General features: G+C 64.3%; 23 protein-coding genes. 5 read left to right on the plus strand and 18 right to left on the minus strand.

The window, feature by feature from the left end; translation table 11 throughout:
- Positions 1–7: 7 nt before the first annotated feature.
- The 4 genes from NDN01_RS07730 to NDN01_RS07745 all read right to left on the minus strand — a co-directional run bounded on the left by NDN01_RS07730 (position 8) and on the right by NDN01_RS07745 (position 3,274).
- Positions 8–322, minus strand: coding sequence for a hypothetical protein (locus NDN01_RS07730; RefSeq protein ID WP_272626772.1), 315 nt, complete (start codon positions 320–322; stop codon positions 8–10).
- Positions 319–1,458, minus strand: a complete 1,140-nt coding sequence (locus NDN01_RS07735; RefSeq protein ID WP_272626773.1) for a class I SAM-dependent methyltransferase — start codon at positions 1,456–1,458, stop codon at positions 319–321. The genes NDN01_RS07730 and NDN01_RS07735 overlap by 4 nt, the downstream gene beginning before the upstream one ends.
- Complete coding sequence (locus tag NDN01_RS07740; protein ID WP_272626774.1) at positions 1,458–2,390, minus strand: VOC family protein; 933 nt, start codon at positions 2,388–2,390, stop codon at positions 1,458–1,460. Before NDN01_RS07740 ends, NDN01_RS07735 begins: the two co-directional genes overlap by 1 nt.
- Positions 2,391–2,518: 128 nt before the next feature.
- Positions 2,519–3,274 (minus strand): GntR family transcriptional regulator, encoded by a 756-nt coding sequence (locus NDN01_RS07745; protein WP_272626775.1) that lies wholly within the window; start codon positions 3,272–3,274, stop codon positions 2,519–2,521.
- An 86-nt stretch (positions 3,275–3,360) separates the two neighbouring features.
- On the opposite strand from NDN01_RS07745, the gene NDN01_RS07750 reads away from it, so the two are divergent.
- A complete protein-coding gene (locus tag NDN01_RS07750; RefSeq protein WP_272626776.1) occupies positions 3,361–3,759 on the plus strand; it encodes a GlcG/HbpS family heme-binding protein in 399 nt (132 codons plus the stop codon).
- 97 nt (positions 3,760–3,856) lie between these two features.
- On the opposite strand, the gene NDN01_RS07755 is transcribed toward NDN01_RS07750, so the two are convergent.
- The 10 genes from NDN01_RS07755 to NDN01_RS07800 form a co-directional block, all read right to left on the minus strand.
- Positions 3,857–4,708, minus strand: a complete 852-nt coding sequence (locus tag NDN01_RS07755) for an SDR family NAD(P)-dependent oxidoreductase (RefSeq protein WP_272626777.1) — start codon at positions 4,706–4,708, stop codon at positions 3,857–3,859.
- An 11-nt stretch (positions 4,709–4,719) separates the two neighbouring features.
- Positions 4,720–6,696, minus strand: coding sequence for an oxidoreductase (locus NDN01_RS07760; RefSeq protein WP_272626778.1), 1,977 nt, complete (start codon positions 6,694–6,696; stop codon positions 4,720–4,722).
- Positions 6,697–6,711: 15 nt separating this feature from the next.
- Positions 6,712–7,011, minus strand: a complete 300-nt coding sequence (locus NDN01_RS07765) for a hypothetical protein (protein WP_272626779.1) — start codon at positions 7,009–7,011, stop codon at positions 6,712–6,714.
- 68 nt (positions 7,012–7,079) lie between these two features.
- Positions 7,080–9,446 (minus strand): TonB-dependent receptor, encoded by a 2,367-nt coding sequence (locus tag NDN01_RS07770; RefSeq protein ID WP_272626780.1) that lies wholly within the window; start codon positions 9,444–9,446, stop codon positions 7,080–7,082.
- Positions 9,447–9,611: 165 nt separating this feature from the next.
- Positions 9,612–10,205 (minus strand): glutathione S-transferase family protein, encoded by a 594-nt coding sequence (locus NDN01_RS07775; protein ID WP_272626781.1) that lies wholly within the window; start codon positions 10,203–10,205, stop codon positions 9,612–9,614.
- A complete protein-coding gene (locus tag NDN01_RS07780) occupies positions 10,202–11,056 on the minus strand; it encodes an alpha/beta fold hydrolase (protein WP_272626782.1) in 855 nt (284 codons plus the stop codon). Before NDN01_RS07780 ends, NDN01_RS07775 begins: the two co-directional genes overlap by 4 nt.
- A complete protein-coding gene (locus NDN01_RS07785) occupies positions 11,056–12,471 on the minus strand; it encodes an FAD-dependent oxidoreductase (RefSeq protein ID WP_272626783.1) in 1,416 nt (471 codons plus the stop codon). Before NDN01_RS07785 ends, NDN01_RS07780 begins: the two co-directional genes overlap by 1 nt.
- A gap of 310 nt (positions 12,472–12,781) precedes the next feature.
- Positions 12,782–13,555, minus strand: coding sequence for an IclR family transcriptional regulator (locus NDN01_RS07790; protein WP_272626784.1), 774 nt, complete (start codon positions 13,553–13,555; stop codon positions 12,782–12,784).
- 57 nt (positions 13,556–13,612) lie between these two features.
- Positions 13,613–14,938 (minus strand): MFS transporter, encoded by a 1,326-nt coding sequence (locus tag NDN01_RS07795; protein WP_272626785.1) that lies wholly within the window; start codon positions 14,936–14,938, stop codon positions 13,613–13,615.
- A 46-nt stretch (positions 14,939–14,984) separates the two neighbouring features.
- Complete coding sequence (locus tag NDN01_RS07800; RefSeq protein WP_272626786.1) at positions 14,985–16,169, minus strand: class I SAM-dependent methyltransferase; 1,185 nt, start codon at positions 16,167–16,169, stop codon at positions 14,985–14,987.
- A gap of 199 nt (positions 16,170–16,368) precedes the next feature.
- Between NDN01_RS07800 and NDN01_RS07805 the strand changes: the two genes are divergently transcribed.
- Genes NDN01_RS07805 through NDN01_RS07815 form a run of 3 tightly spaced genes read left to right on the plus strand, consistent with a single transcriptional unit; the run spans position 16,369 to position 19,825 of the window.
- On the plus strand, positions 16,369–17,565 hold the full coding sequence (locus tag NDN01_RS07805; RefSeq protein ID WP_272626787.1) for an FAD-dependent oxidoreductase: 1,197 nt from the start codon (positions 16,369–16,371) through the stop codon (positions 17,563–17,565).
- Positions 17,562–18,362 carry a maleate cis-trans isomerase family protein gene (locus NDN01_RS07810; RefSeq protein WP_272626788.1) on the plus strand — a complete coding sequence of 267 codons (801 nt, stop codon included), beginning with the start codon at positions 17,562–17,564 and terminating at the stop codon, positions 18,360–18,362. The genes NDN01_RS07805 and NDN01_RS07810 overlap by 4 nt, the downstream gene beginning before the upstream one ends.
- The gene (locus NDN01_RS07815; RefSeq protein ID WP_272626789.1) at positions 18,359–19,825 is read left to right on the plus strand and encodes an aldehyde dehydrogenase; all 1,467 of its coding nucleotides are present in this window, start codon (positions 18,359–18,361) and stop codon (positions 19,823–19,825) included. Before NDN01_RS07810 ends, NDN01_RS07815 begins: the two co-directional genes overlap by 4 nt.
- A gap of 189 nt (positions 19,826–20,014) precedes the next feature.
- Here the strand turns inward: NDN01_RS07815 and NDN01_RS07820 are convergent, their stop codons facing one another.
- From NDN01_RS07820 to NDN01_RS07835, 4 genes are read right to left on the minus strand one after another with little or no spacing between them, the layout of a single operon-like run.
- Positions 20,015–20,938: a polysaccharide deacetylase family protein gene (locus NDN01_RS07820; protein WP_272626790.1), complete on the minus strand. Its 924-nt coding sequence runs from the start codon at positions 20,936–20,938 to the stop codon at positions 20,015–20,017.
- A complete protein-coding gene (locus NDN01_RS07825) occupies positions 20,938–21,864 on the minus strand; it encodes a polysaccharide deacetylase family protein (protein WP_272626791.1) in 927 nt (308 codons plus the stop codon). Before NDN01_RS07825 ends, NDN01_RS07820 begins: the two co-directional genes overlap by 1 nt.
- On the minus strand, positions 21,864–22,547 hold the full coding sequence (locus NDN01_RS07830) for an isochorismatase family protein (protein WP_272626792.1): 684 nt from the start codon (positions 22,545–22,547) through the stop codon (positions 21,864–21,866). Before NDN01_RS07830 ends, NDN01_RS07825 begins: the two co-directional genes overlap by 1 nt.
- On the minus strand, positions 22,544–23,530 hold the full coding sequence (locus NDN01_RS07835) for a hydroxymethylglutaryl-CoA lyase (RefSeq protein WP_272628083.1): 987 nt from the start codon (positions 23,528–23,530) through the stop codon (positions 22,544–22,546). Before NDN01_RS07835 ends, NDN01_RS07830 begins: the two co-directional genes overlap by 4 nt.
- A gap of 109 nt (positions 23,531–23,639) precedes the next feature.
- Between NDN01_RS07835 and NDN01_RS07840 the strand changes: the two genes are divergently transcribed.
- On the plus strand, positions 23,640–24,821 hold the full coding sequence (locus NDN01_RS07840) for a CaiB/BaiF CoA transferase family protein (protein ID WP_272626793.1): 1,182 nt from the start codon (positions 23,640–23,642) through the stop codon (positions 24,819–24,821).
- Position 24,822 lies beyond the last annotated feature (1 nt).

The following is a 24,822-nucleotide window of genomic DNA, read 5'->3' on the forward strand; positions in this document are numbered from 1 at the left end:
CGGCGCCTCAGCCGCTGGCGGCGGCCCGAGGGTCGACCATCACGCGCAGGACGCGCAATTGCAGCGCTTCCAGCGCCTCCTGCCTTTCAGCGATGGCAACGCTGGGGAGGGGCGCATTGCGCAGGGCGTCGGGCGTTATGCCCCGCAGGCCAGCGACCTCGCGTTCCAGCAGGTCGATCCGATCGTTGGCGACCGAGAGCTCGACCAGAAGCGCGAGCGCGATGGTCAGCACCTGTTCGGTTTCGACATTGTCGAGGCTGGCCGGGCGCGTGCCCCGGCCAGCGGCGATCACCGAGTGGATCGCGTCAGTCGCACTGGTCATGCTGAAAGTCCTTCGGAAGGCTTGCGGCCACTGATCACGTACCAGCGATTGAGGTTGCTCACCGCCGGAACATTATGTTCTTCGACGTCCCTCGCTGCGAAGCCGGCGGCGAGCATGTCGGCCTCAAGATCGGCTTCGGTATAGGTCTGCCAGAATATCTCGCCGTTGAAGCGGGTATCCCAGTTCTTCTCGACGCGGTGCACGTCACTGGGCGCGAAGCGAGTATCGACATCCTGGAAAATAACCACACCGCCTGGCCGCACTACGCGCAATGCCTCGGCCATTGCCCGGCGCCGTTTGTCGGCGCCGATCTCGTGCAACATGTTGTGCGATACGACGAGGTCGAAGCTGTTGTCGGCGAAGGTCAGGGCGGCGGCGTCCATCTGGCTGAAATGCACCGCGACGTCGAGCGCTTCGGCCCGGGCATGGGCATATCGCAGCATGCCGGCGCCGATATCGATCGCGTGCACCTCCGCATCGGGGAAGCGATCGGCATAGGCTGCGGATGCCGCGCCGGCCGAGCAGCCGAGATCCAGGATGCGCGTCGGTTCGAAGCCAGCGAATGCCTCGTCGAGCAGGCGGAAGACGACGCCGGCCTTGCTGTCGCTCTTGCCCGCCCCCTGGCCGAAGGAGAAGACGTTGCCGCCCGTTTCGTAAAGGGCGCCGGCGACGACATCGCCCGGACCGTCGTCGAGCGCATAGCCGCCGGGCTGAAGATGCACGTCGGTGCCGGCCAGTTCGGGCGAGGGGGCATGGGCTGGATCGAGCGTCAGGCTGCCCTTGCGCGTCTCTGAGGTGGCAAGCGCGTGGGCGGCAGCCTGCATCCGCTCACGATCTCGAAAGATCGGTTCGCCGACAGAGACCCAGATCATTTCCTGCGCGGCGCGGTTGGCCGCACTCCACATGCGGTATCCCGTCGATTCGAAGAGCGCCTGGGAAATCTCTTCGGGAGATTGAGGCTGGCGATCGTGCCGCGCGGCGAAGGCCGGTGCGCCCTCGTCATGGAAGCGGCGGACATTCTCGGAGCGGACGCGGGCGTTGAGCAGCTTGCGCAGCGAGACGACCGCGCGCTGGCGGCTCAGTTCCTCGGCATTGGCACGCGGCAGGATCGGGTGCTGGACGTCGCGGACATTCATTATGCTGCCTCCTCGATGAATTCGATCAATTCGCCGGCCGGCCCGCGCACGGTGCATGCCAGGCGGCCGTCATAGCCAAGCCCATCGCGCCGCACCGGCGGCGTGATGGCGAGCGGTGCGACCCGGTCCATTGCCACCGTAGCGATGCTTGCCATGGCACAGCCCGGCGGGAGCATGCCCGGCGCGCAGGGGCGCGGGCCGGCGATCAGGCCCGGACCCGGGGGATATTCGTCGAATTCGAAAAGATAGCCATGGTCGCGCAGGCCCGCCGTGGTCATGCGGGTCACCGTATCGGGGGCCAGGCCCTGTGCCGTCTGGATGAGAGAGATCCTGCTGTCGCGCAAGGGGCGGCGCTTGAGATCGAACAGGTCGCAATACCAGTTGCGCAGCGCGTCGAAGTCAGGCCCGGCGATGACCAGGATGAACGGCCGGTCGATCAGCGAGCGCGGCCGTGGCAGGATCGAGGTGGAACGATCGCCGCTTTCCGTGGTGAAATACAGGCACTCGCCCGACGGACCGACCGCCTGCATCGCGACGATCGATGGCATGAACTGCAACGGTTTCGGCTCGCCGATCACGGTGAAGGCAGTGGCCTTGATCAGTTCATGCACCTGATGGACGTCATCGACGATGATCTCGAACGCAGCCCAGCCGAAGGTGGTGAGCGCACGGTATTCCGGGACGGGATCAGTTTCGACCAGACGGATATAATCGTCACTCGCGCCAGCCGTGCTGAGGATAACGTACCGCTGCCCGGCCATGCCCGGCGTGCCCCAGCTTGCGGCGAGATCCTCACCGACCGCCCCGCTCTCCCGCACATAGTAGCCGATGGATGCATAGTCCCGTTCACAGCCGTCGAGATCCCCGGTGCCGACCGTTGCGAACCGGAAACGTGTCAGCAGCGGGTCGCCATTGGAGGTCCAGTCGTTCATCTCGTCGCCTTGCCGTGGGACGACAGATTATCACCAATTACACTTATTTCTATATCAAATGATCGATCCATGGCAGACATACCGCGATGTTCGCGAAATCCGCACATTTCCGCCATTCCGAACCGCCATCAGGCGCGCGCGGAATGCAGGTCGAGCTTGATCTGGTAGAGATCGGGTCGGAATTGCGCGAGAACGTGCTGCACCGGACGGTCGGTCGTGTCGAATACGGTGCGGCTGACTCGCAGGATCGGCGAGCCAATGTCCACCTCAAGCAGATTGGCGAGCGTCCCGTCCGCCAGCGAGGCCGAGATGGTCTGGGTCGCGGCGCCGATCTGCACCCCCGCCTGTTCGAGCAGGCTCAGCATCGGCGTCGTCTTCAGCGCGGTACGATCCATCGCCCCGCTGAGCTCGGCGGGGACATAGCTGACCAGATGGCTGATCGGCTGATTGTCAAGCCAGCGCACGCGGGCGACGCGCAGCACCTGTGTGTCGGGCGCGACCTTCAGCGCGTCGCTGATCGGCGGGCGGGCGGCGATCAGTTCGAGCTCGAGGATACGGACCTGCGTCTTGCGGCCATAGGTGATCAGCGATTCGAGCGCCTGTTCAAGGCTGCCTTCGATCGGTTTCGCGGGCGACTGGTAAGTGACGTGCGTGCCGACACGACGCTTGCGCTCCACCAGATGGGTGTCGGCGAGTTCCGCCAGCGCGCGGCGCGCGGTGATGCGCGACACCCCGAAGCTCTCCGACAATTCCTCTTCGGTCGGCATGCGCGATCCGAACGCGCGGCTGCCGTTGATGATCTCCTCGCGAAGCTGGAGGAATATCTGATGATAAAGCGGCATCGCCTGAAGGCGATCGACCTGGTCTTCGTTGCGCTTGCTCAAGGCCGGCCGTCCCCTCTTTCCATCATGCTCCGCTGGCCTGCCTCGCTTGTCACTTAACCACCTGTCCACCAAGAGGAAAAGAAACCATGATCGCCAAATATGGCCTGAGTGCCGACGAACTCGACCGGATGCTGGCCGCGGCCCGCGCGAAAGCGGGCGAGCTGGGGCTGGCCGCCTCGATCGCGATCGTCGACGAGGGGGGCTATGCCTTTCGGCTGCATCGTGGTGACGGGGCCGGACTCATGACGCCGACGGTCGCGATGGCCAAGGCGCGGACTGCGGCCCTGATGCGCGCGCCAAGCGGCGCCCTGACCGCGCGCCTGAAGGATGAGCCGGAATTGCTGCGCCTGACCGAATATCTGCCAATGCCCGGTGGATTTCCGCTGCGGTATGAAAATGCGGTCATCGGTGCGATCGGCGTGTCTGGCGGGACATCGCTTCAGGACGAGGCGATCGCCCAGGCCGCGCTGGATGCGCTGGCCTAGACTCGTTCCCGACAAGATGGCTCCCGCTCCGGGGAACGGGCGGGCGCCGCTTCGGCTGGCGAGAAATGACTCCAGGCGAAGTGACGAAGGCTGGAGATCAATGCATTTCCTCGCCGCCCGAAACGTTCATCGCCTCGCCGGTGATATAGCGCGCCTGGCCTGAGCAGAGAAAAGCGCAGGCGTTGGCTGTGTCTTCCGGCGTGCCGACACGGCCGAGCGGAATACGGCCGCGCATCGCGTCCATATATTCCTCGATCGTCTGGCCGCGCATCTTCGCCATATACTCGTTCTGCCACGATCCGAGACCGGTAGTGACGTGGTTGGGGCAGACCATGTTCACGTTGATCTGCGCGGCGCCCATTTCGATCGCGACCGAGCGGGTAAGACCGACCAGGCCGTGCTTCGACGCGATATAGGATGAGGTCAGCGCCGAGCCCGATTTCGACCCCCGACTGCCGATCGAAACGATTCGCCCGCGGCCCCAATCGGCCACTTCATCCTGCTTGAGCATCTGGCGGATGGCGTGCTTCATCGCGAAGAAGGCGCCGCGCAGATTGACGTCTAGCACGGTATCCCATTGTTCCTGCGTCTGCTCGATGAACGGCCCGAACAGATAGCCGACGCCGGCATTATTGACGAGGATATCCAGCGTGCCGAATTCGGCGACCGCGCGCGCCACCAGTCCCTCAACCTCAGCCTCGGCGCGCATGTCGGCGCTATGCGTGACGATGTTCGGTTGGATCGTGCGCAGGTCCCCGGCGACCTGCTCAAGTTCGGACAGTTCAGCGACGCCGTGTGCGGGCGCCATCGCGCCCTTGGTCTGGCCGAGATCGTGCAGCACGATGCGCGCGCCGCTTTCCGCCAGCTTGCGTGCGATGGCCGCGCCAAGGCCACCAAGGCGGCCGGCGCCGGTGACGATCGCCACCTTGCCGTCGAGATCGGGATACATGGGCAAGCTCCTTAGAAATCCATGGCGGCGAGATGGCCTTCGGACGTGGCGGCGAGAACGGTGCGCGGCGCATAGGCGTCACCGATCAGGCACACATCGATGCCCGCCGCACGGAGCGGCACCTCAAGCGTGACATCGGGAACACGGGCCGTGGCATAGGTGAACAGGGCGACGTCAGTGAGTATCGTTTCGGCGCCGCTATGCACGTCGACATAGGCGACCTCGCCCTCCTCGAAGCGCGAGGCGGCGAGCGGTCGGACCGATGTGACGAAGGCGATCTTCTTGCGCCCCAGGCGGGCATACACGCCCTGACGGGTCACCAGCGCCTCGTCGCTCGCGAGGCGTTCGCGGTCGGTGAGCAGAACGACGCGGTCGAAGCGATCGTGCAGCAGTTCGGCGGCGGCATAGACGAACGCGCTGCCGTCCGCGTCGTGGATCACCGCCGTGCCCGCCTGTCGCCCCGGGCGCCGGGCGAGATCGGCCATGGCATCGCGCAGGTCGGGGAAGAAGCCTTCGCCGCGATACTCGTCGGGCAGATAGTCGGGCCAGCCCGGTGTCGCCCCGGTCGCCAGCACGACATGATCGGGGGCGAGGGCGATGATATCCTCAGGGGTCGCACGCCTGTTCCAGTAGAAGGTCGCGCCCGCCCGCTCGGCCGCCAGACGCTGGTAATCATAGATGCTGCTGAGATTCTCTCCACCGGGGAGCAGGGCGTGCAACCGCGTCTTGCCACCGGCTTCGTCGGAAGCGGCGAACACGGAGACATGGTGCCCACGCGCGGCTGCGGTCCAGGCGGCTTCCATGCCGGCGATGCCAGCCCCGACGATCACGACACGCTTGGGGAACGGGGTGGGGCCGGGCTTCCAGTCAGCTTCGTCCGGCGCGCCGACCCGGGGATTGTTGTCGCATTGCAGGCCGCGCCCGACATTGATCATGTGCCAGCAGGTGTTGCACGATACGCAGTAGCGGATCTGCGCCTCGCGGCCCGTTTCAGCCTTAATGCCCCAGGCCGGATCGGTGACCAGCGGGCGACCGAGCATGACGAGATCGGCCAGGCCATCGCGCACGATGCGTTCGCCCTCGTTGGGATCGGTGATCAGCCCGAGGGCGCCGAGCGGCGTGCCGGGTGCCGCCCTGGCCAGGGCGGCGATCCGATCGACATAGGGCGTGCGCGGTCCATGCAGGTCCGGCAGGTGTTCGTACAGCGTGTCGCCATGCGCGCCCCAGCAATAAGTGAGGTAATCGACCGCGCCGGTCGCGTGGACCAGGGCAGTGATCTGCGCGGCGGTGGCGAGATCGATACCGTCGGTCATGCCGTCCTCGGCGGGGAGTTTCGTGCCGATGATGAAGTTGTCGCCACAACCCGATCGCAGCGCGACGATCAGTTCGAGCAGCAGCGTCGCGCGGCCCGCCAGGTCGCCGCCGTAGCGATCTTCGCGTATATTGGATCGCGCGGCGAGGAACTGGTGGAACAGGTGGCCGTGCCCGGCGGAAATCTCGACTCCGGCGAAGCCCGCGCTCTGCAGCGCCCGGGCTGACTGGACGAACTCGCCGATCATCCGGGCTATAGCATCTTCCGACAGCGCATGCGGGATGGTGCCACTGAGATCGTCGGGCAGGGCGGATGCGCCAAACGCGTTGGGATTGCGAAAGCCCGAACGGAAACCGCGCCCATTGTCCTGGACCTGGCCGAGCATCAGCCCGCCATGTTCGCCGACCGCATCCGCCCAGCGTGTCAGCTCGCCCGCATTGATGCCGGACAGGATCGCGGGCCGGGTCGGTAATCGTTGCCAGCCGAGCATCGCCATCGGCTCGCTCACCAGCATGGTCGCGCCGCCCTTGGCGCGATTGGCGTAATAGTCGATCAGGCGGGGTGTAACGCGCCCGCCCTCCGCGAAGTGAGTCGACATCGAGGCATGCACGATGCGGTTGCGCAGGCGGCGTGTGCCGATCGTCACCGGCGAGAAGAGGTGGGGGTAGGCGGTCACTGACGATTCATGCGCTCAATCCGGCGCATGCATTCGCATCACGCGCTGGAAATAGGCGTCGCGCCACGCGGTCCGTTCGGCCTCCACGGCCGGGTCCGCCCGATAGGCTTCGATATCGGCGCGGGAGATCACGTCCTTCCGGTCGAGCAACCGTTCGATCGTGTCGATGCGTTCGCGTGCCACTGCCACTTCGGTCATCAGTTCGAAGAAGAAGGTCATCATCTGGTCGATCGACGGATCGTCGAAGAAAACCGGGCGCTTGCCTTTGCTGGTGCGGGGCAGGCTGACGTCTTCGGGGCGGGTACGTTCGGACATGGGAAATCCTGTGGCGGAAACGCGCATGGCGGAGCGCAAGGGTGCGCTCCGCCATGGGGTCTTGGCAATCAGAAGTCGAAGCGCGCGCGCACCGTCCACCGGCCCGGTTCGTTGAGATACGGGAAGATCAGGAAGGACGACACGTAGTTCTTGTTGAAGCAGTTCGTGCAGTCCGCCGACAGGCTCCAGCCCATGTCGCGATTCCGCAGCATCAGGCCGCCGTTGAACAGGCTGTGCTTGGCCTGATAGCCGCGCACATCGTTCTGCGCCGACGGGAAGCTGCCGTCGGTATAGGCCCAGGTCACCGAGGGGGTCAGCTGGAAGGAGCCGCCCAGATCGGCGGTGTAGTTCGCGCCCAGGGTCGAGTTGAACGGGGCCACACGCGACGGCAGCGCGATGTTGCCAGCCGCGGTGACGATGCCCTGGTTGCAGTTGGTGGTCACTGCCACGCCCGCCCGGCAGCTTGCCGCCTGTGCCAGCACCGATGGGTCGACATTGACAAATCGGGCGTGCTGCAACCCCGCGGTCCAGAAGATGTTGAACCCGCGGACCGGCACGATGGTCAGTTCCGCTTCCAGTCCGTAATTGCGCAGATCTGCGAAGTTGCGCGTGACGTAGAGGATCTGACCCGGAACCAGCGGATTCTCGCGGCCGGCCGGCAGCTGATTGTCATAGTCGTTGAAGTAGAAGCCGTTCAGGTTGAAGCGCACCCTGCGGTCGAAGAACTGGGACCGCAAGCCGCCCTCGAAGGACCAGATGGTTTCGCGGCCGAACGAGAACATGCCAGCCGCGTTATAGGCGCGCGACACCCAGCCGCCGGACTTGAAGCCTTTGGTCGCCGAGGCGTAGATCGAGATGTCCGGCGTGAACTTGTAGTTGAGCGCGAAGCGCGGCGTCCACACCTTGGCGGTCTGCTTTACCGGGTTGCCCGCTGCGATGATGTCCGCAGTGGTGAAAGGTTGGTTGAGCCCGACCGAGGGCAAGGGGCTCGCATTGGGCCTGAAGTGAATGTCCTTGAATTCCGCCGTGTAGCGGATGCCTGCGGTGAAGGTGAGATCGGGCGTGATCTTATAGTCGCCCTGGAAATATCCCGCGATCGCATCGGTATTGTTGTACATCGTGCGATCGGCCGCGAGCGTCGGCACGCCGGCTGCCGTAATCGAGACGTTGGCGAAGCTCGTCTCGTTATCCTCGCGGATGTAATAGACACCGGCGGTGTAGTTCAGCTTCCCGCCGAACGCTTCGCCATTGGCCTTGATCTCCTGGCTGAACTGCCCGTGCCAGCTGTCGTTGGCGAGCACTGACGTGGCACCCGGTACCGCGGTGACGATGTTGCCGGGATCGGTGTAGACAGTCGTCGCGCTGGCCAGGCTCATCGCGCTGTCGGTGAGGTATTCGTTGTAGATGTGGCGATAGCCGGTGATGATGTTGATCGTCAGGTGATCAGCCGCGTCGATCTGCAGGTTGGACGTCAGCGCATAGGTCTGGGCGACGTTGCCGAGCTTGTTGTCGGCGAGTTGCGGCGAAAGATAATTGCGGCCGCCAAAGACCTGCGACACGGTCGAATCCTCGCGCAGGCGCGTGTAGCTGACACGCTTGCCGGTCTTGGGATCGTAGAAGTTGGGGAAGTTGGCGTAGCTCTGGTAATTATAGTCACCAGTCACGTCCCAGCTGGTGTTGCCGGCACCGATCAGACGGAGCGCGCCACGAAATCCATAGCTATGCTCCGAATTCAGCTTTTCGCCGGTGACGCGATTTTCGACATAGCCCGCGTCGTCGATGTAATAAGCCTGGATCTTGCTGAGCAGCTTATCCTTGATGATCGGGATATCGACTGAGCCGCGCACCTGCTTGCGATCATATTTGCCGTAGCTGCCCTCGACGAAGCCGCCAAAATCCGCGCCCGGCTTCTTCATGATCACGTTGATCGCGCCGCCGGTGGTGTTGCGGCCGAACAGGGTGCCCTGCGGCCCGCGCAGCACTTCGATGCGTTCGACGTCGAACAGCGAGAAATTGTTGGCGCTTTGCCGCGACATATAGACGTCGTCGACATAGGTGCCGACGGGCAGATCGAAGGTCGAGATCGTCTCGTTATTGTTCAGGCCGCGCATCGAATAGCTGTTGGCCGTGCCGACCGAGGTGTTGTTGTGGCCGATCAGGTTGGGAACGTAGGACAGGAGGTCGATCGTCCGCGTGATCTGGCGCGTCTGCAATTCCTGCGCGGTGAAGGCGGAAATGGCGATCGGAACATCCTGCAGCCGCTGCTCGCGGCGCTGTGCCGTGACAACGATCTCCGGGAGGCCCTCTTCTTCCGCCGCCGGCGCGGATTCGGCGGCTGTCGTCGGAGCTGTCTGGGCGTCAGCCTGGCTGGCTACTGCCAGCGCATAGAGGCTGAGACCAAAAACCGTGCCGTACCGCAGCTTGTTCGTCATCATTGACCCTTTCAAAAAGCACCCGTCCCCCGTCGACCATGTCGGCGTGGCTCCACCTGCAAGCGTCGTTTGTTATTTGTTATAAAGCTATGACATATTAACGCGACTGTCACGCAAATTGTGCACTGAACTGCGGGATCGCCGCTGGTGTGTCATGGGCGCAACATGTCACCCGTCATAGGCCGGGCGCGCTGTCGCGCGGTCGAGCCAAGCAAGCACATAAGCATATGAATCGAGGGACACTTTTGCCGGCCGCGCAAGCGCGGCGATTGCCGCGAGATTGATGTCTGCGACGGAGAAGTCGCCGCCCAGCAGCCAGTCGCGGTCGGCCAGTGCCGCATCGAGCACCTTGAACGGTGCCTGGAGTTCAAGCTCGGCACGTTCAGCCGCTGCCGCATCGCGATCGGAGTCGGCTTTGATCGCGCGCTCGAACAGGCAGACGGTGAGTCCCCGTTCAAGCTCGTTCAATCCCCAGAAGGTCCATTGCCAGACCTGGGCTTCCTGTTCGACGCTCTCGGGATAGAGGCGGCCGGTACCGTATTTCTTGGCGAGGTACAGGCTCTCGGCGAAGGATTCGAACAGCGTGAAGCCCTCATCGACCAGCGCCGGGACCTTGCCGTTTGGGTTGATAGCCAGAAAGGCGGCATGTTTCGTCTCGCCCGGCGCTGGTTCGATGTTCTGTACGGACAGGCCAAGTTCGCGGGCGACCCATAAGGGGCGACGCGCGCGGGATCCGGGACGGCCGTAGATCGTGATCGTCATGGTTGGTGGCGGCCTTTCGACTGGCGGAAGTTGGGCTTGGCGACGTCGCCGAGGAAATCGAGGATCGGCGCCGCCCATTCGGGCGCGCGTTCGAACACCATGCCCGCGCCGCCGGGCAGCTCCGCATAGGCCCAGTCGGTGCGGCGTTCGACGAGCTGGCGGCCCATCGGAAACAGGCGGTCGGCATGGCTCGCGATGACCAGCGTGGGGCAGGCGATCGAATCGAGATCGGCGTCGAGATCATAAGCGGGCGCCGCGCGGTGGCCGTCCTCTTTCCAGGGGCCGTTGGCGAAATAAGCAACGATGCCGATATGCACCGTCTCGTCGCTCCATGCCGGATCGGCGATGCGGCGGACCGTTGCCCAACGATCCGTAAAGTGGCTTCCGTCCGGCTTGATCTCCTGCACGTCCTGCACGCCGGTAGCGCGTTCGGTGCGCTGCTCAGGTGAATAATAGGGCATATTGTCGGTGACCAGCGCGGTGATCCGGTCAGGCCGTGTTGCCGCGAGACGTGCGGCGACCAGCGCGCCGCCATGATGGCCCGCGACGGCGATCTTCCCGAGATCTAGCGCGTCGATCACCGCCGCGGCCGCGTCGGCATAGCCGGCGATGCTTGCCGTTTCCCGTGGCGGATCCGACATGCCGTGACCAGGCATGTCGGGGACGATCACCTGGTAGCCGGCCGAGGCCAGTACCGGCATCGCCCGGTGATACTGGATCGATCCCCAGGGTGCCTGATGGATCAACATGACCGGGGCGCCCTCGCCGAGCGTGCGGCAGTGCACCTGCCCATCGGGGCCGTCGATATAGAAGCGGCGCTCGCCGGACAGGATGTTGACGGAAGGCAGCATCAGTTCACCCCGCCTGAAAGCCGCTGGCCGAGCAGCCGGCCGAAGGTCAGGGCAGGGGTGACCATCATGCCACCGCACGCCGCTTTCCCCATCGTCTGGCCCGAGCCGAGCAGTTCACCGGCGGCGTAGAGGTTGCCGATCGCGCTGCCGTCCTGGCGGACGACCTGGAGGTCGGTGTCCACCGCCAAGCCGATCGCGCCGGTGATCGCGCTGCCCTGCATGCGGATCGCGTAGAACGGGCCTTGCCCGATCATTGCGGGAGCGGGCGCCCGACCGAGGAAGTCATTGCCGGTCTGCACGCCATAGGTGAACGCATCTACCGTGTCGGCCAGTGCCTCGGCATCGATCCCGGCGCGGCCGGCCAGCTCAGCGATGCTGTCGGCGGTGGAGAAGGAGGGACCATCCTCCACGAATGCCCGTGCCAGATCCTCGCGGCTCCAGCCCACCACGATCGGTGGCGCGGTATCAAGGATGTGCTGGTCGAAGATGATCCAGTAGCGTCGGTCGGGCTGCAGGCTCAGCGCCATTTCGCGTGCATCGACGCTGGGCATATCTTCGCGGATGAAGCGTTGCCCGTGCGCATTGACATAGATTTCCCATGGCATGCGGCGTTCTGGGAAATGCTCAACCGTGCCGATCGCACGCGCGGGGAAGGTGGCGCTGTTGTAGAGCGTGCCGAAATTATTGAATACATTCTCGAAGCCGCGCAGATAGCCACCGACCGACTGGCCCAGCTTCAGGCCCGCACCACGCGAAAAGGGGTAGGGGGCAGCGTTGTAGAGCGGATAGCCGTTCAGTTCGGCGAACAGTGCCGGATCGGCGGTATAGCCGCCCGAGGCGAGGACGACGTTGGTGCCCGCGAAATCATGCGGGGTTCCGTTTGCGTCCTGCGCGATGACGCCGATTACGCGGCCCTCCGTATCGGTGTGCAAGTCAGTTACTTCATGCTGGAGCTTCAATGTCACCGCGCCGCTCGCGACCAGCCCGTCGACGATCGGGACCAGCACGTTCTTGACGCTGATCCCGCCTTCCGGACCCCAGTAATAGCGTTTTTCCCGATATGGCTCGTGGCCGAAGCCGGTAACGGGATGATCGGGCATGGGTGCGAAACCGCGGTCCATCAACCAGTCGAACGTGTCGGCGGCGTTGTCGATCGCAAGGCGGGCAAGCGCGGGATCGATCGTGCCCCGGCTGATCCGCATCACGTCCTCGAAATGGGCATCGGGTGTGTCGGTGATGCCGTTCGCGGCCTGCAGGCGCGTGCCGGCCGCGCTCATCTGGCCGGTCGCAACCCACAATGTACCGCCCAGCTTGTCGGCTGCGTCGAGAAGCAGAACCCTGGCGCCATGTTCCGCAGCGAAGATGGTTGCGGGAAGTCCCGCCGATCCGCCGCCCACCACGATCAGGTCCCACATATCCCGTCCTCGATGTTGTTCTGAATTATAGAACATCGTTCCATAATAAAGCTAAGCTGCGCCGGGATGCGGGGTCAAGCAACATTTTTGCGGAGATCAGCGCCGGGCGGAGGGCTCGTGCGAAGTGATGGACCCGTGGCAGTGACTGGCGCCCCGATCCTGTCCAACACTCAAATAAGTGTCAGTGAGCAGGCACCGATTGATCAGGCGCGCTGTCGGACTGGCGGAGGCGGTCGAATTCACCCGCATCCGCTGGACGCGCGAGTTCGATAGCTGACTGTGGATACGGGCGCGTCAGCCGGAAACGATTCTAGGCGACCAGGCGCGCCTCACCCTCGATCTGGGACACCGATGCGCCGAGTGTGCGTGATGCCTGGGCGGCTGCGGCGCGGACCTGTGCGATCAGGACGGTGGAATTCTCCTCGCCGAAGCGGGACAGCGGCAGCGCCAAACCCATCGCGGCAATGATCTGATTGTCCGGGCCCCAGACCGGCGCGGCGACGCCCCCGACCGCCGCTTCCCATTCTCCGCGATTGATCGCGATGCCCGCCGCACGGACCGCTTCCACCGCGGCAACCAGGGTATCGGGATCAGTGATCGTGCGCGGGCTATAGGTGCGCAAGGGATGCTCAAGCGTCTCGCGCAACGCAGTCGGATGGTACGCCAGGAATATCTTGCCGGTTGCCGAGCAATGCGTCGGCGCGCGTTCCCCGATCTCGGAGAAGGCGCGCACTGAATGCACGCCCTCGGCCTTGTCGATATAGATGACGTCGGCACCGTCCGAGATTGCGAGATGGACGGTCTCCAGCGTTGCGCGAGCGAGCTGATCCATGATCGGGCGGATGGTGCGGCGCAGGTCGAGCCGTTCGATCACCTTGGCGCCCTGCTGCCAGATCTTCAGTGTCGCCGAGTAGCGACTGTCGGCCGCCGTTGCGTAGCCCAGCGCGATAAACGTCTGCAAATACCGATGGACGTTGCTCTTGGTCAGCCCGACCTGCCGGGCCAATTCCGACACGCCTATCGGTTGCTGTGCGGCGACCAGCGCTTCGAGCACCTGCATGCCCTTGACGATCGTCTTATCCAATTCAGTCTCCGCTTATACCGTTCACACCGGAGTGCGTTCTTCAACTATGGGCGCGGATCAATTATGCCCGTGCGCGGGTGCATTCGCCAGTGCCAACTCAAGTTCCACAACGGCCGCGCGGTAATATTTCAGGCCCGCGATGCAGATCAGAATCGCCGGGATGCCGAGTACCAGCACATAGCAGCTCAGTACCACGCCGATCTTTTTCGGATCGCCCGTCATGTCAGTCGCGAAACCGATGATCGGCGGGCCGAGCAGGGGCCCGATCAGCGATATGAAGGTGTTGAAGATCGCCATCGACTGGGTGCGCACCTCACCCGGCGTGATCTGCGCCATCGAGGCAGGGCCACCCGCCGTTGCCACCGATTTGCCGATGAACGCGATGAACATGAACACCACGGCAAATTCAGCGCTGGGCATGATCGGATAGAGCGCGCTGCACGGCACGCAGATCAGCAGGCCCAGGATCAGCACGCGCATCGATCCGTCGACCCGCCCGATCGCGAAATGCCGCTGCGCCCAGACCGCGAGCGCGGTGCCGATCGGGCCGGCGGTAAAATAGAAGATGCCGGTGACGAACCCGGTCTCGGCGATGCCCCAGCCCCACAGGCGCGAGAAGAGTGGCACGTTCCACAAGGTGAGCGCGCTGAGCGCGAAATTGCAGGTCGACCCCACGATCAGGGCGCCGAAGCCGCGCCAGCGCTGCCCCATATAGCGGAACGCGGCGCTTGCGGGCGCGCGCGCCGATATGGTCTCCTGCCGAACCGGCTCCTTCACCGTCATCATCAGCCCGGCGAAGATGAAACCGGGAATGCCGACGAGCACGAATGTCGCCTGCCACGGTGCCAGCGTGCCGAATATCGGCCAGTTGACATGGCCTATCGTCTGCAGATGCCCGACGATAAGGCCGCCGAGCAGGAACGCGAGGCCGGCACCGAGATAAGGCCCGGCCATATATACGCTGATCGCGCGGGGTCGTTCGCGGCGGTTGAAATAGTCGCTGATGATCGACACCGAACAAGGGCTGACCACCGCTTCACCGAGACCCAGGCCGAGGCGCATCAGGAACAGCGGCAGGAAGGTCGCGACGAGACCGCTGCCCACCGTCATCGAGCACCAGATGACGATGCCGGCGAGCAGGAGATATTTACGGTTCGAGCGATCGGCATACCAGCCGAGCGGGATCGCGACGAGAACGTGGAACGTGGAGAAGGCCGGCCCGAGCAGCAGCCCGACCTCGAAATCGCTGAGCTTCATCGCCGCCTTCAGCGGTTCGACCAGCAGGCTGAGGATGAAGCGGTCGAAATAAGAGAGGATGAAGACGCCGAGCAATAATATGACGACATACCAGCGATATGCCGGGCCGTTCTTTTCCAATGTCACGCTCGATGCCCCTTATGCTGTCTGATGGCGGATATCGGTGGGTTGGTCAGGCGGGCTTGCGGCCGCCGAACACGTACCAGCCACCCTTGCCGTGGCGCGGCCGTCCCGGCTCGTCCCACGCGAACGCGGTGCCGCGATCGGGATAGGCATTGATGTCCGGCAGGATGTGCGCGAAGCTTGCTTCCGGGTCGAACCCAGCGCCAGCCATCAGCGCGATCGGATCCTGTCTGCGCCATGCGGTATAGCCGGGCTCGTTGTTGTTACGTGTGTCCCAGTTCCAGAAGTAATTTTCCCACGTATCGACGAGGTCATGCGCGGGAAGCTCCTGATGGACCATCAGCCCGCCGGGCCTGAGCAGGCGATAGCATTCAGCGATCACCTTCCTCGATGCCCAGACCGGGATTTCGTGGAAGAAGAAACTCGATACGATCAGGTCGAAATGCCCGTCGGGGAAATCGGTCCCTTCGGCATTTTGCTGGCTGAAGTGGATCGGGACGTTCTCATGTTCGGCGACGGCATGGCCGTAGCGCAGCAGTGGCGCCCCGACATCGATGCCATGTGCCTCAAGCCCCGGGAAAGCCTGTACATAAGGGATCAGGTTCTTGCCCGACGTGGTGCCGAGATCGAGCAGCCGCCGGGGGGCAACGTCTGGGAATTCGGTCTTGATCCACCGGCTGATGACGCGCGCCACACCGCCCCAGGAGCGATGGCTCTGCTGCGCGGTGAACACGCGCGAGCCGAGGCTCACCACGGCGCCCTGCGCCACATCGTCATCAGTCCATTCGCTGTGGAAACAGCCTGGCGTCAGGTGCACGTCGAGCGTGCTGACATAGGACGGTACCTCGAAGCCGGGTGTGAGGCGGAGCGAACCACCGGCCGGGCTGCGCTCCGCGGCATCGCGTGCGACGGCGATCAGTTCCGGGAGCGCGCGTTCCACCTCCGGCTGAACCGACTGGAAACACATTTCCTGCGCGTTGTAGCGTAGCGTGCTGTAGAAGCGGTAGCTCGGCTCGTTCTTCATCGCGCGATCAATGTCGTGCCAGTCGTTCGGCGCAGGGAGGCGCGGCGCGACTCGATTGCGATAATCGCTTTCCAAGGCGCCTACGAAATCCTGGATCGCGTGGCGGCGAAGCGTGCTGCAGAAGCGCTGGCGGGCGATCTCGTCATGGGTCGGCTGTGTCACCGATTCGATGTCGGCAACCGCGGAATTCGAGACTTGCAGATCGGCCATCGGAGCCTCCTCGGCGTATCTTATCAACATATAGAACGATGTTCCGAAATGAGGCTAACACGCTCGTGGGATAGTGGCAATCGGGCGAATGCGATTCTCGAAAGAGCCGGTGACGACCTGCGCCCGACCGCGAGAAAACCGCTTGCACCCGGCTTATTACTATTAGAAGTAGTACAAATAAGCGATAGCTGGAGCGGGTATGGAAACGGGTGTGATCGTCGTCGGGGCAGGGCCGGTTGGGCTGACCGCAGCCTATCTGCTCAGCCATCACGGCATTCCCTGCACGTTGATCGCGGCGGAGCCGGTGCTCGCCAATGACCTGCGCGCCTCGACCTTCCATCCGCCGACGCTCGACATGCTCGATACGCTTGGCCTAGCCGAACCGCTGGTCGCTCAGGGGTTGCGCAGCCCGACCTGGCAAATCCGCCTGCATGAAACAGGCGAGCGTGCGGAATTCGATCTCTCGGTCCTTGCCGGGGATACGCGCCACCCGTTTCGCCTGCAATGCGAACAGTCGCGACTCTGTGCGCTGCTGCTCGATCGGCTGCGGGCGGAGGGCAAGGTGCACCTGATGCTTGGGCAGCGGGTCGAGGAGGTCTTGCAGCACGATGGGGGCGTCAAGGTGGTTGCCCGCCCGGTCGACGGCGGTGATCCGGTACTGCTCGAGGGGCGTTATCTGATCGGCGCCGACGGATCACGCAGCGTGGTGCGTCAGGCGGCGGAAATCGCTTTCGTGGGCAAGACCTACCCCGAAACGACGATCCTCGCCACCACCCCATTCCCGTTTCAGGATCATCTGCCGGGTCTCTCCAACGTCAACTATGTCTGGAAGGCAGGCGGCACATTCTCGCTGCTTCGCCTGCGCCATCTGTGGCGTTGCAGCCTCTATCCCGACCATGACGAGAGCATTGACGACGGGCTGCAGCCCGAGAGCATCGCTCGCAAACTGCAGGAGATCGCGCCTGACGCGGCGGGGCATGAAGTGCTCGAGACGCGCGCCTATCGTGTCCATATGCGAATCGCGGACGATTATCGCGCCGGCCGTATCCTGCTCGCAGGCGACGCCGCGCACGTCAATTCGCCCGCCGGCGGCATGGGCATGAACGGTGGCGTCCATGACGCGTTCGAACTGGCCGACACATTGCGGCAGGTGTGGAACGGCGCCGCGCCCGACTTGCTCGATCGCTATACCCGCAGGCGTCGCCCGATCGCGGAGCAGGAGGTCCTCGCCCAGGCCGATCGCAATCGCGCCCGGATGCAGGAGCGCGACCATGACAAGCGCCGCGACATGCTCGCCGCGTTGCAAGCCACTGCGGCCGATCCGATCGCGGCACGCGAGCATCTGCTGCGCAGCTCGATGATCGCGGGGCTGCGCCGCGCGGCCGAGATCGCATGACGATCGTGGAGCCGGCAAGCGGCGGCTATGATTATGGCCGCGGGGGGCGCATCGCCATCGGCACACCGCAGGCCAACCCGACGGTCGAAAGCGAGTTCGCCATCCTGCTGCCGCCCGCCGTCAGCCTGACAGTCACCCGGCTGACCAGCACCGCGCCTGCCGCCAGCGACCGGCTGCGTGAGTATCTGCTTGGCCTGGCTGATTCTCTCGCCACGTTCGATACATTCCGGCCTGATGCATTTGGCTTTGCCTGTACCGCGTCCTCCTATCTGGTCGATGCAGCGCAGGCGCGCAGCGTGATCGCCGCCTGCGAGGACAGGCTCGGCTATGCGATCGTCACCGCGGCTGATGCGGTGGATCGCGCACTGCGCCACATCGGCGCGCGGCGTATCGCGCTGCTCTCACCCTATCCAGCGCCGCTCGCCGAGGCCGCCACGGAATATTGGCGCGGGCGCGGTTATGATCTCGCGGTGGTTGCCGCGGCTGGCGATCTCGCGCCCGATGCTGATACGCGCGGGATTTATGCGCTGGGCAGCGATGCGGCCGCCGCCGCGCTTGCCCGGATCGATCTGGCTGGCGTGGACGCGGTGCTGCTCAGCGGCACCGGCATGCCGTCGCTGCCGCTGATCGCCGCTGCGCCGGTGGGCATGCCGATCCTCTCCTCCAACCTCTGTCTCGCCGCCGGCCTGTGCGCGCGCATTGGTGGCGGGGACTTGCTCGATCCGACTTCTCCCGCCTCGCAGGCCTGGCATGCGCGCTGTGTGGCGGCGACTGACCCCGAAAGGACGAAGATATGAACATGATCACCGCGTTGATCGACGGCGAAATTGTCTCGACGGGCCAAGCGCCGATCCCGATCGTGGATCCGGCCACCGACCTGCTGATCGCGGAACTGCCCGAAGCGGACGACGCGACGGTCGACCGTGCCGTCTCCGCGGCCCGCCGGAGTTTCGATGAAGGCGTGTGGCGGACCATGCCGGTCGACAAGAGGCAGGCCGTGTTACGGCGCTGCGCCGACCTGATCGACGCCGCCACCGATAGTCTGGCGGATATCGAATGCGGCAATACCGGGCTGCCCCTGGCGCAGATCCGAGGTCGGTCGATTCCCCGTGCGGCGGACAATTTCCGCTTTTTCGCCGATTATATTGGTCAGAGCACGGGCGAACTGTACGAGCAGAATCCGGACTATCTGACGCTGGTGCGGCGCGAAGCGATCGGCGTCGCGGCGCTGATCAGCCCATGGAATTCGCCGCTCGCCCTCGGGTCGATGAAGATCGCCTCGACCATAGCCTTCGGTAATTCATGCGTGCTGAAGCCGTCCGAACAGGCACCGTTGGCGATTAGCCAGCTGGTGGCGCTCCTTGGAGAAGCGGGCCTGCCCTATGGCGTGGTCAACCTCGTCAACGGCCGAGGCGCGACGACCGGGGACCGGTTGATCCGCAACCCCGATGTCGATGTCGTCACCTTTACCGGTGGGACGCCGACCGGACGGTTGATCATGCGCACGGCGGGCGAGTTGCTCAAGCCGGCGACGGTCGAACTCGGCGGGAAATCGGCCAATATTGTGTTCGACGATGCCGATTTCGAACAGGCGGTGGATGGCGCGCTGCTCGGTATCTTCACCAATAACGGCCAGCAATGCCTCGCCGGTTCGCGCATCCTGGTCCAGCGCGGCATCGCCGATCGTTTCATCGAAGCATTCGTGGACCGTGCACGGCGCATCCGGATCGGCGACCCGCGCGACCCGGCGACCGAAATCGGCCCGCTCGTCTCGGCACGGCACATGCAGCATGTGCTGAGCTTCGCGCCGCAGGCGGGGGAGGAGGGCGTGTCGCTGCTCACCGGCGGTCGCCGCGCGGTGGGGTTCGACAAGGGCTGCTATGTCGAGCCGACCCTGGTGCGCGCTGAATCCAACGATGCCCGCGTCTGTCAGGAGGAAATCTTCGGGCCGTTCGCCGCCTTGGTGGTTTTCGATACCGACGAGGAAGCATATCGGATTGCCAATGCAAGCCGCTTCGGACTGGTTTCCTATGTCTGGTCGCAGAGCCTAGCGCGGATCATGGAGGCGCAGGAGCGCATCGCCGCCGGCATCGTGTGGTGCAACACGCCGATGATGCGCGAACTGCGCGCACCGTTCGGCGGGTGGAAGGAGTCAGGCGTCGGCGCCGACGGCGGCCGTGCCTGCGAGAATTTCTACACCCGGCAAAAGACCGTCACTATCCCGCGGCGCCCGCTGACGTTGCGCAAGATCGGCGTGTAGGGGCGGTCGCCCCCCGATATCCGACCCAGACGACTGGGCCACAGCGGGGACTTTGGTCCATATAGCGGGCGGAAGGCAAATTACCCGGCCATCTGCGGCGAGCGACGGGCCCGCGACAGATGGCCGAACGGTAGGATCGAGGATGACGTCGGCCGGGTTTCCGTCATCAAGGCCGCGCGGATGCCGCGCCTAGATCGCCGGCATCGCGGCATCTACAATCTCGTCGCCGCGCGCGAACCAGGTGCCCGGACGTGCCGCGAGCGTTGCGAGCAGGGCCTCGAACGCGTCGATGCGATAGGGCAACCCCATGATGTATGGCGTGACGTTCAGCGGCAGCATCCGCCCGCCGAATGTGGCGCTCTCGCGTTCGAGCAGATCATAGGCGTCGATCATCTGTTCGGCATAGGAATCGACCGAATGCTGTTGCGCGACCAGGATCTGGCGGTCTGACAGTTCGTGGTTGAGCGGCAGGTTGACGATCTCGCCTGCCGGCGTGGCGAAGCGGTAGGGCAGTTCGTCGTTCACCCAGTCGCACATATAGTCTAGCCCGGCTTCGACCAGCAGGCCGGGCGTTGCGAAGCTCTGCGAGCGGGCGATCGAGTGCCAGCCGCGCGGGCGGATGCCGGAGGCTTTTTCAAGCGAAGCGAGCGCGCGCAGGATCAGCGCGCGCTCCTCGTCCGGGTCGATACCGCTGGCGATCGTGCCGTTCATGTCGGTGGAATGGGCGACGATCTCATGGCCCGCCGCGACGATATCGGCGATGATCGAGGGATAGCGATCGGCGATCGCGCCGTTGACCGCAACCGACACCCGCGCACCGATCTTCGCGAAGGCGTCGAGCAGGCGGTAGAAGCCGACACGCGTGCCATATTCCCGTGCCGTATAGTGGCGATAGTCGGGATAGGATGTCTGCATATGCCCGGGCGCGCGAAACGGTTTGTCCCGTGGCACGATCGGAAACCATTCGAGATTGACCATGATCCACACCGCGACGCGCTTGCCGTTCGGCCAGGCGATCGGCGGGCGTTCGCTCATGCTCGACCAAGGATAGAATTCATGGTCCATGCCGTGTCGGCGCTTGGGATAGTCGAGATAGGCGGAATCGAGCGCCATCAGCGGGCCTCCGTCTTGTAGCGCGCCGCATCCACGGCCGCGGCGTCATAGTCATGAGCCAGGAAATGATCGGCAATGTCGCCGCTGCGCGTGATCCACGCCCGGCCGTCGGCGGCGATATGGCGCAGGACCTCCTCGAACGGGCCGATGCGATGCGGCTGGCCGATCAGATAGGCATGCAGCGGAATGCACATCACCGTCCCGGACGCCGCCCCTTCCGCCGCGAGCCGATCATACTGGCGGATCAGCGTTTCGGCATAGTCGCGCGGGCTCATATTATAGACCGAGAAGCCGTAGTGGTCGTTGACCTCCAGGCTGTACGGCATCGACACCAGCCGCCCCGATGCGACATGCACCGGCCCCGGCTGGTCGTCATGATACAGGTCGCAGGTATAGGTCAGGCCATAGTCGGCGATCAGGTCCAGCGTGCGCGGCGTGTGGGTCAGCGCGGGAGCAAGCCAGCCCTTGATCGTCTGGCCGGTTGCCTCGCGGACAGTCCGGATCGCGTCCTCGATCAGGGCGCGCTCCTGCGCTTCGTCCATGCCGTAGGAATAGCGGGTGTTGTACACGCCGTGGCTGAAGAACTCCCAGCCGAGCGCATTGACCTGCGCGACGATCTCCGGATGGTGCTGGCACATCGCGACCGACAGCGAGACCGAGCCCTTGAAGCCGTGACGCTCCATGACATCGACGAGCCTCTGGTGCCCGACACGATTGCCATAATCGCGATGGCTATAGCCGACGACGTCTGGATGCGGTTTCGTCCAGCTCTTGCGGTGCGGATTGATCGGCGGATCAAGTTCGTAGAATTCGATGTTCGGCGATACCCATACAGCGACCGACTTGCCGTCGGGCCAGGCGATCCTGGCGCGGTCGCGATAGGGGCGGAAATCGTACAGGCCGGGATCGGCTTCACCCTCCCGCATCAACGCGCCTCCAGCCAGTCGATCACCGTCTGCACGGGTTCGACATCGGCATATTTCAATTGCAGATCGGTCAGGTTGGCGAAGTGATAGCTCTCATGCTTGTCGGCGCAGGTCTCGATCGGCACGATCGTGCGGTAGCCGCGCGACAGCGAATCCACCGCGGCGGCGCGCACGCAGCCTGACGTCGATCCGCCGGTGATGACCACCGTGTCGACCTTGTGCCACACCAGCAGGCTCTGGAGCGGTGTTTCGAAGAAGGGCGACGGCATGCGCTTGGTGTAGATCGCATCCCTGGCATGGTCGATCTCGCAGCGATCGTCGAAAGCGTGGCGGCGTGATCCATATTTGATGTTCTGCAAGGAATCCGGCGTGTTCGTCCGCGTGCCCCACACGCCGGCGTCGGACGCATCCTCGGCATAGGCGACGTGAGTCCAGATCACCGGCATGCCCTTGGCGCGGGCGAGCCTGGAGATCGTGTTGACATGTTCGATCTGACGCGGGTCGGTTTCATAGGCGGTCTTGAACTCGTCGATCCGCGTATAGGCGTTCTGGAAATCGACGTTCACGATCGCCAGCTTTTCGCCGAAGCCGAATTTGCTGCGCGCGGGGTTCGCCATGACTTCGTCGAACAATTGCCGCGCGGTCTTGCCGTCGCTGACCATCTTCGTGCCGACGATATTCATGATGCCTCCTTGATCCGACGCGCGCCGGCCGTGTTGAAACCCAGCGGCAGGCCCGCGTCGGGAATGAAACCATAAAGCGGTTCGCCGGGCATCGCGCGACACAGGATATCACGGACCGCGGTCAGCCGGTCGATATCGATTCCGGTGCGCAGGCCCATCGCCTCCAACATGAACACCAGATCCTCCGTCACAATATTGCCCGAGGCGCCGGGCGCGAACGGGCATCCGCCAAGGCCGCCGAGCGAAGAATCGAGTGTCGTCAGCCCACAGTCGAGTGCGGCGAGCGCGTTGGCAAGGCCGAGCCCCCGCGTGTTATGCAGATGGATGCCGGTCAACGCCTGCACTCCTACGACGCCGTGCAGCAAGGCGATCAGCCGCTTCACCGCCGCAGGATCGGCATAGCCGGTCGTATCGGAAATGCCGACCTCGTCGCATCCGGCTGCCATCAGCCCCTCGGCGAGCCGCGCGATCTGCGCGTCGGGAATCGGTCCCTCCAATGTGCAGCCGAACGCGGTGGACAAGCTGCCTTCGAAATGCGGACGGCGCTCGGCCGGCAGGGTTGCGATCAGCCCGGCAATCTCCTTCGCCTCGGCCAGTACCTGGTCATGTGTGCGACGCAGGTTGCGCAGCGAATGTGTCTCCGACACCGACAGGGGCAGGGTGATCTTGTGAGCGCCCGCCTCGATCGCCGCCACGGCACCGCGCATGTTGGGCACGAGCACGGCGACGGTCAGACCGGGGATGGTCAGCGCATGGGCAACGATCTCCGCGGTGTCGGCGAGCTGCGGCAGGATGCTTGCCGGTACAAAGCTGCCAACCTCGATCTCGCGTACGCCGGCCGCCGCTTCGGCATTGATCCACGCTTTTTTTGTTTCGGTCGGCATGATTTGCGATACGCTTTGCAACCCGTCCCGCGGGCCGACTTCGCTGACCAGGATGTCGATGCCGGAAATGGCGGCGTCGGGAATGTCGAGGCCTTGCATGGGGTTCACGATCGATCCGCCCTTTCGTTGCTGGTTGCGTTATTTGTCATAAGTCTATAGCAAATCAGCGGCGCCATTCAAGGCGCGTGACAGCAATATCGAGAGATGGATGCAAACGAGCGCTTTCCCGCTGGCTGGTCTGAAAGTCATTGAATTTACCCATATGGTGATGGGGCCGGCGGTCGGCGTCATCCTCGCCGATCTGGGCGCGGAGGTCGTCAAGGTCGAGCCGATCGGCGGCGACCAGACGCGCGATCTGCTCGGTTCCGGGGCGGGGTATTTCCCCATGTTCAACCGCAACAAGCGCAGCATTTGCCTCGATCTCAAAAGCGCTGAAGGGCTGGACGTCGCACGGCGCCTGCTTGCCGACGCCGATATCCTGATCGAGAATTTCCGTCCCGGGACACTCGCCAAGCTCGGACTGTCCTATGAGTCGCTCAAGCAGGACAATCCCCGGCTGATCTATTGTTCGGCCAAGGGCTTCCTTGCCGGCCCGTACGAACAGCGCACCGCGCTGGACGAGGTGACTCAGATGATGGGCGGCCTTGCCTATATGACGGGCCCACCGGGACGGCCCCTACGCGCCGGTTCATCGGTGATCGACATTACGGGCGGCATGTTCGGGGTGATCGGCATCCTTGCGGCGCTGGAGCGCCGTCACACTACAGGAGAAGGTGGCGAAGTGCGGTGCTCGCTGTATGAGACGACCGCCTTCCTGGTCGGTCAACATATGGCACAGGCGTCGGTGACAGGGCAGGCGGCACGGCCGATGCCGGTGCGCATCTCCGCCTGGGCGATCTATGATGTGTTCGATACCGCGCTGGCGGACGAGCAATTGTTCGTCGGCGTGGTCAGCGATACCCAGTGGACCGCATTCTGTAGCGCCTTCGGACTCGAGGCATTGGGCGGCGATCCACGCTTCGCCAAGAATAATCAGCGAGTCCTGTCGCGCGACGAGATACTCCCGCAGATTCGCGCGCTGTTCGGGGCGATGTCGCGCGCCGACCTGATCGCCAGGCTCGAAACGATCGGGCTGCCGTTCGCGCCGATCATGCGGCCGGAGGATCTGTTCGACGACGCGCATCTCAATGCCGGGGGGCTGATCGACCTGACGCTGCCGGACGGCCGTACGACCAAGCTGCCCGGCCTGCCGGTCGAACTGGACGGTGAGCGGTTGAGCCTGCGCCGCGACATCCCCGGCATCGGTGCCGACAGCGATGCGGTGCTCGCCGAACTGGGCTATGCGGCATCGGCGATCGCCGAGCTCAGGGCGAGCGGGGGAGTCGCCTGAT

Origin of the sequence: Sphingomonas sp. QA11 (assembly GCF_028473665.1) — a bacterium.
GTDB classification, from domain to species: Bacteria; Pseudomonadota; Alphaproteobacteria; order Sphingomonadales; family Sphingomonadaceae; genus Sphingomonas; species Sphingomonas phytovorans.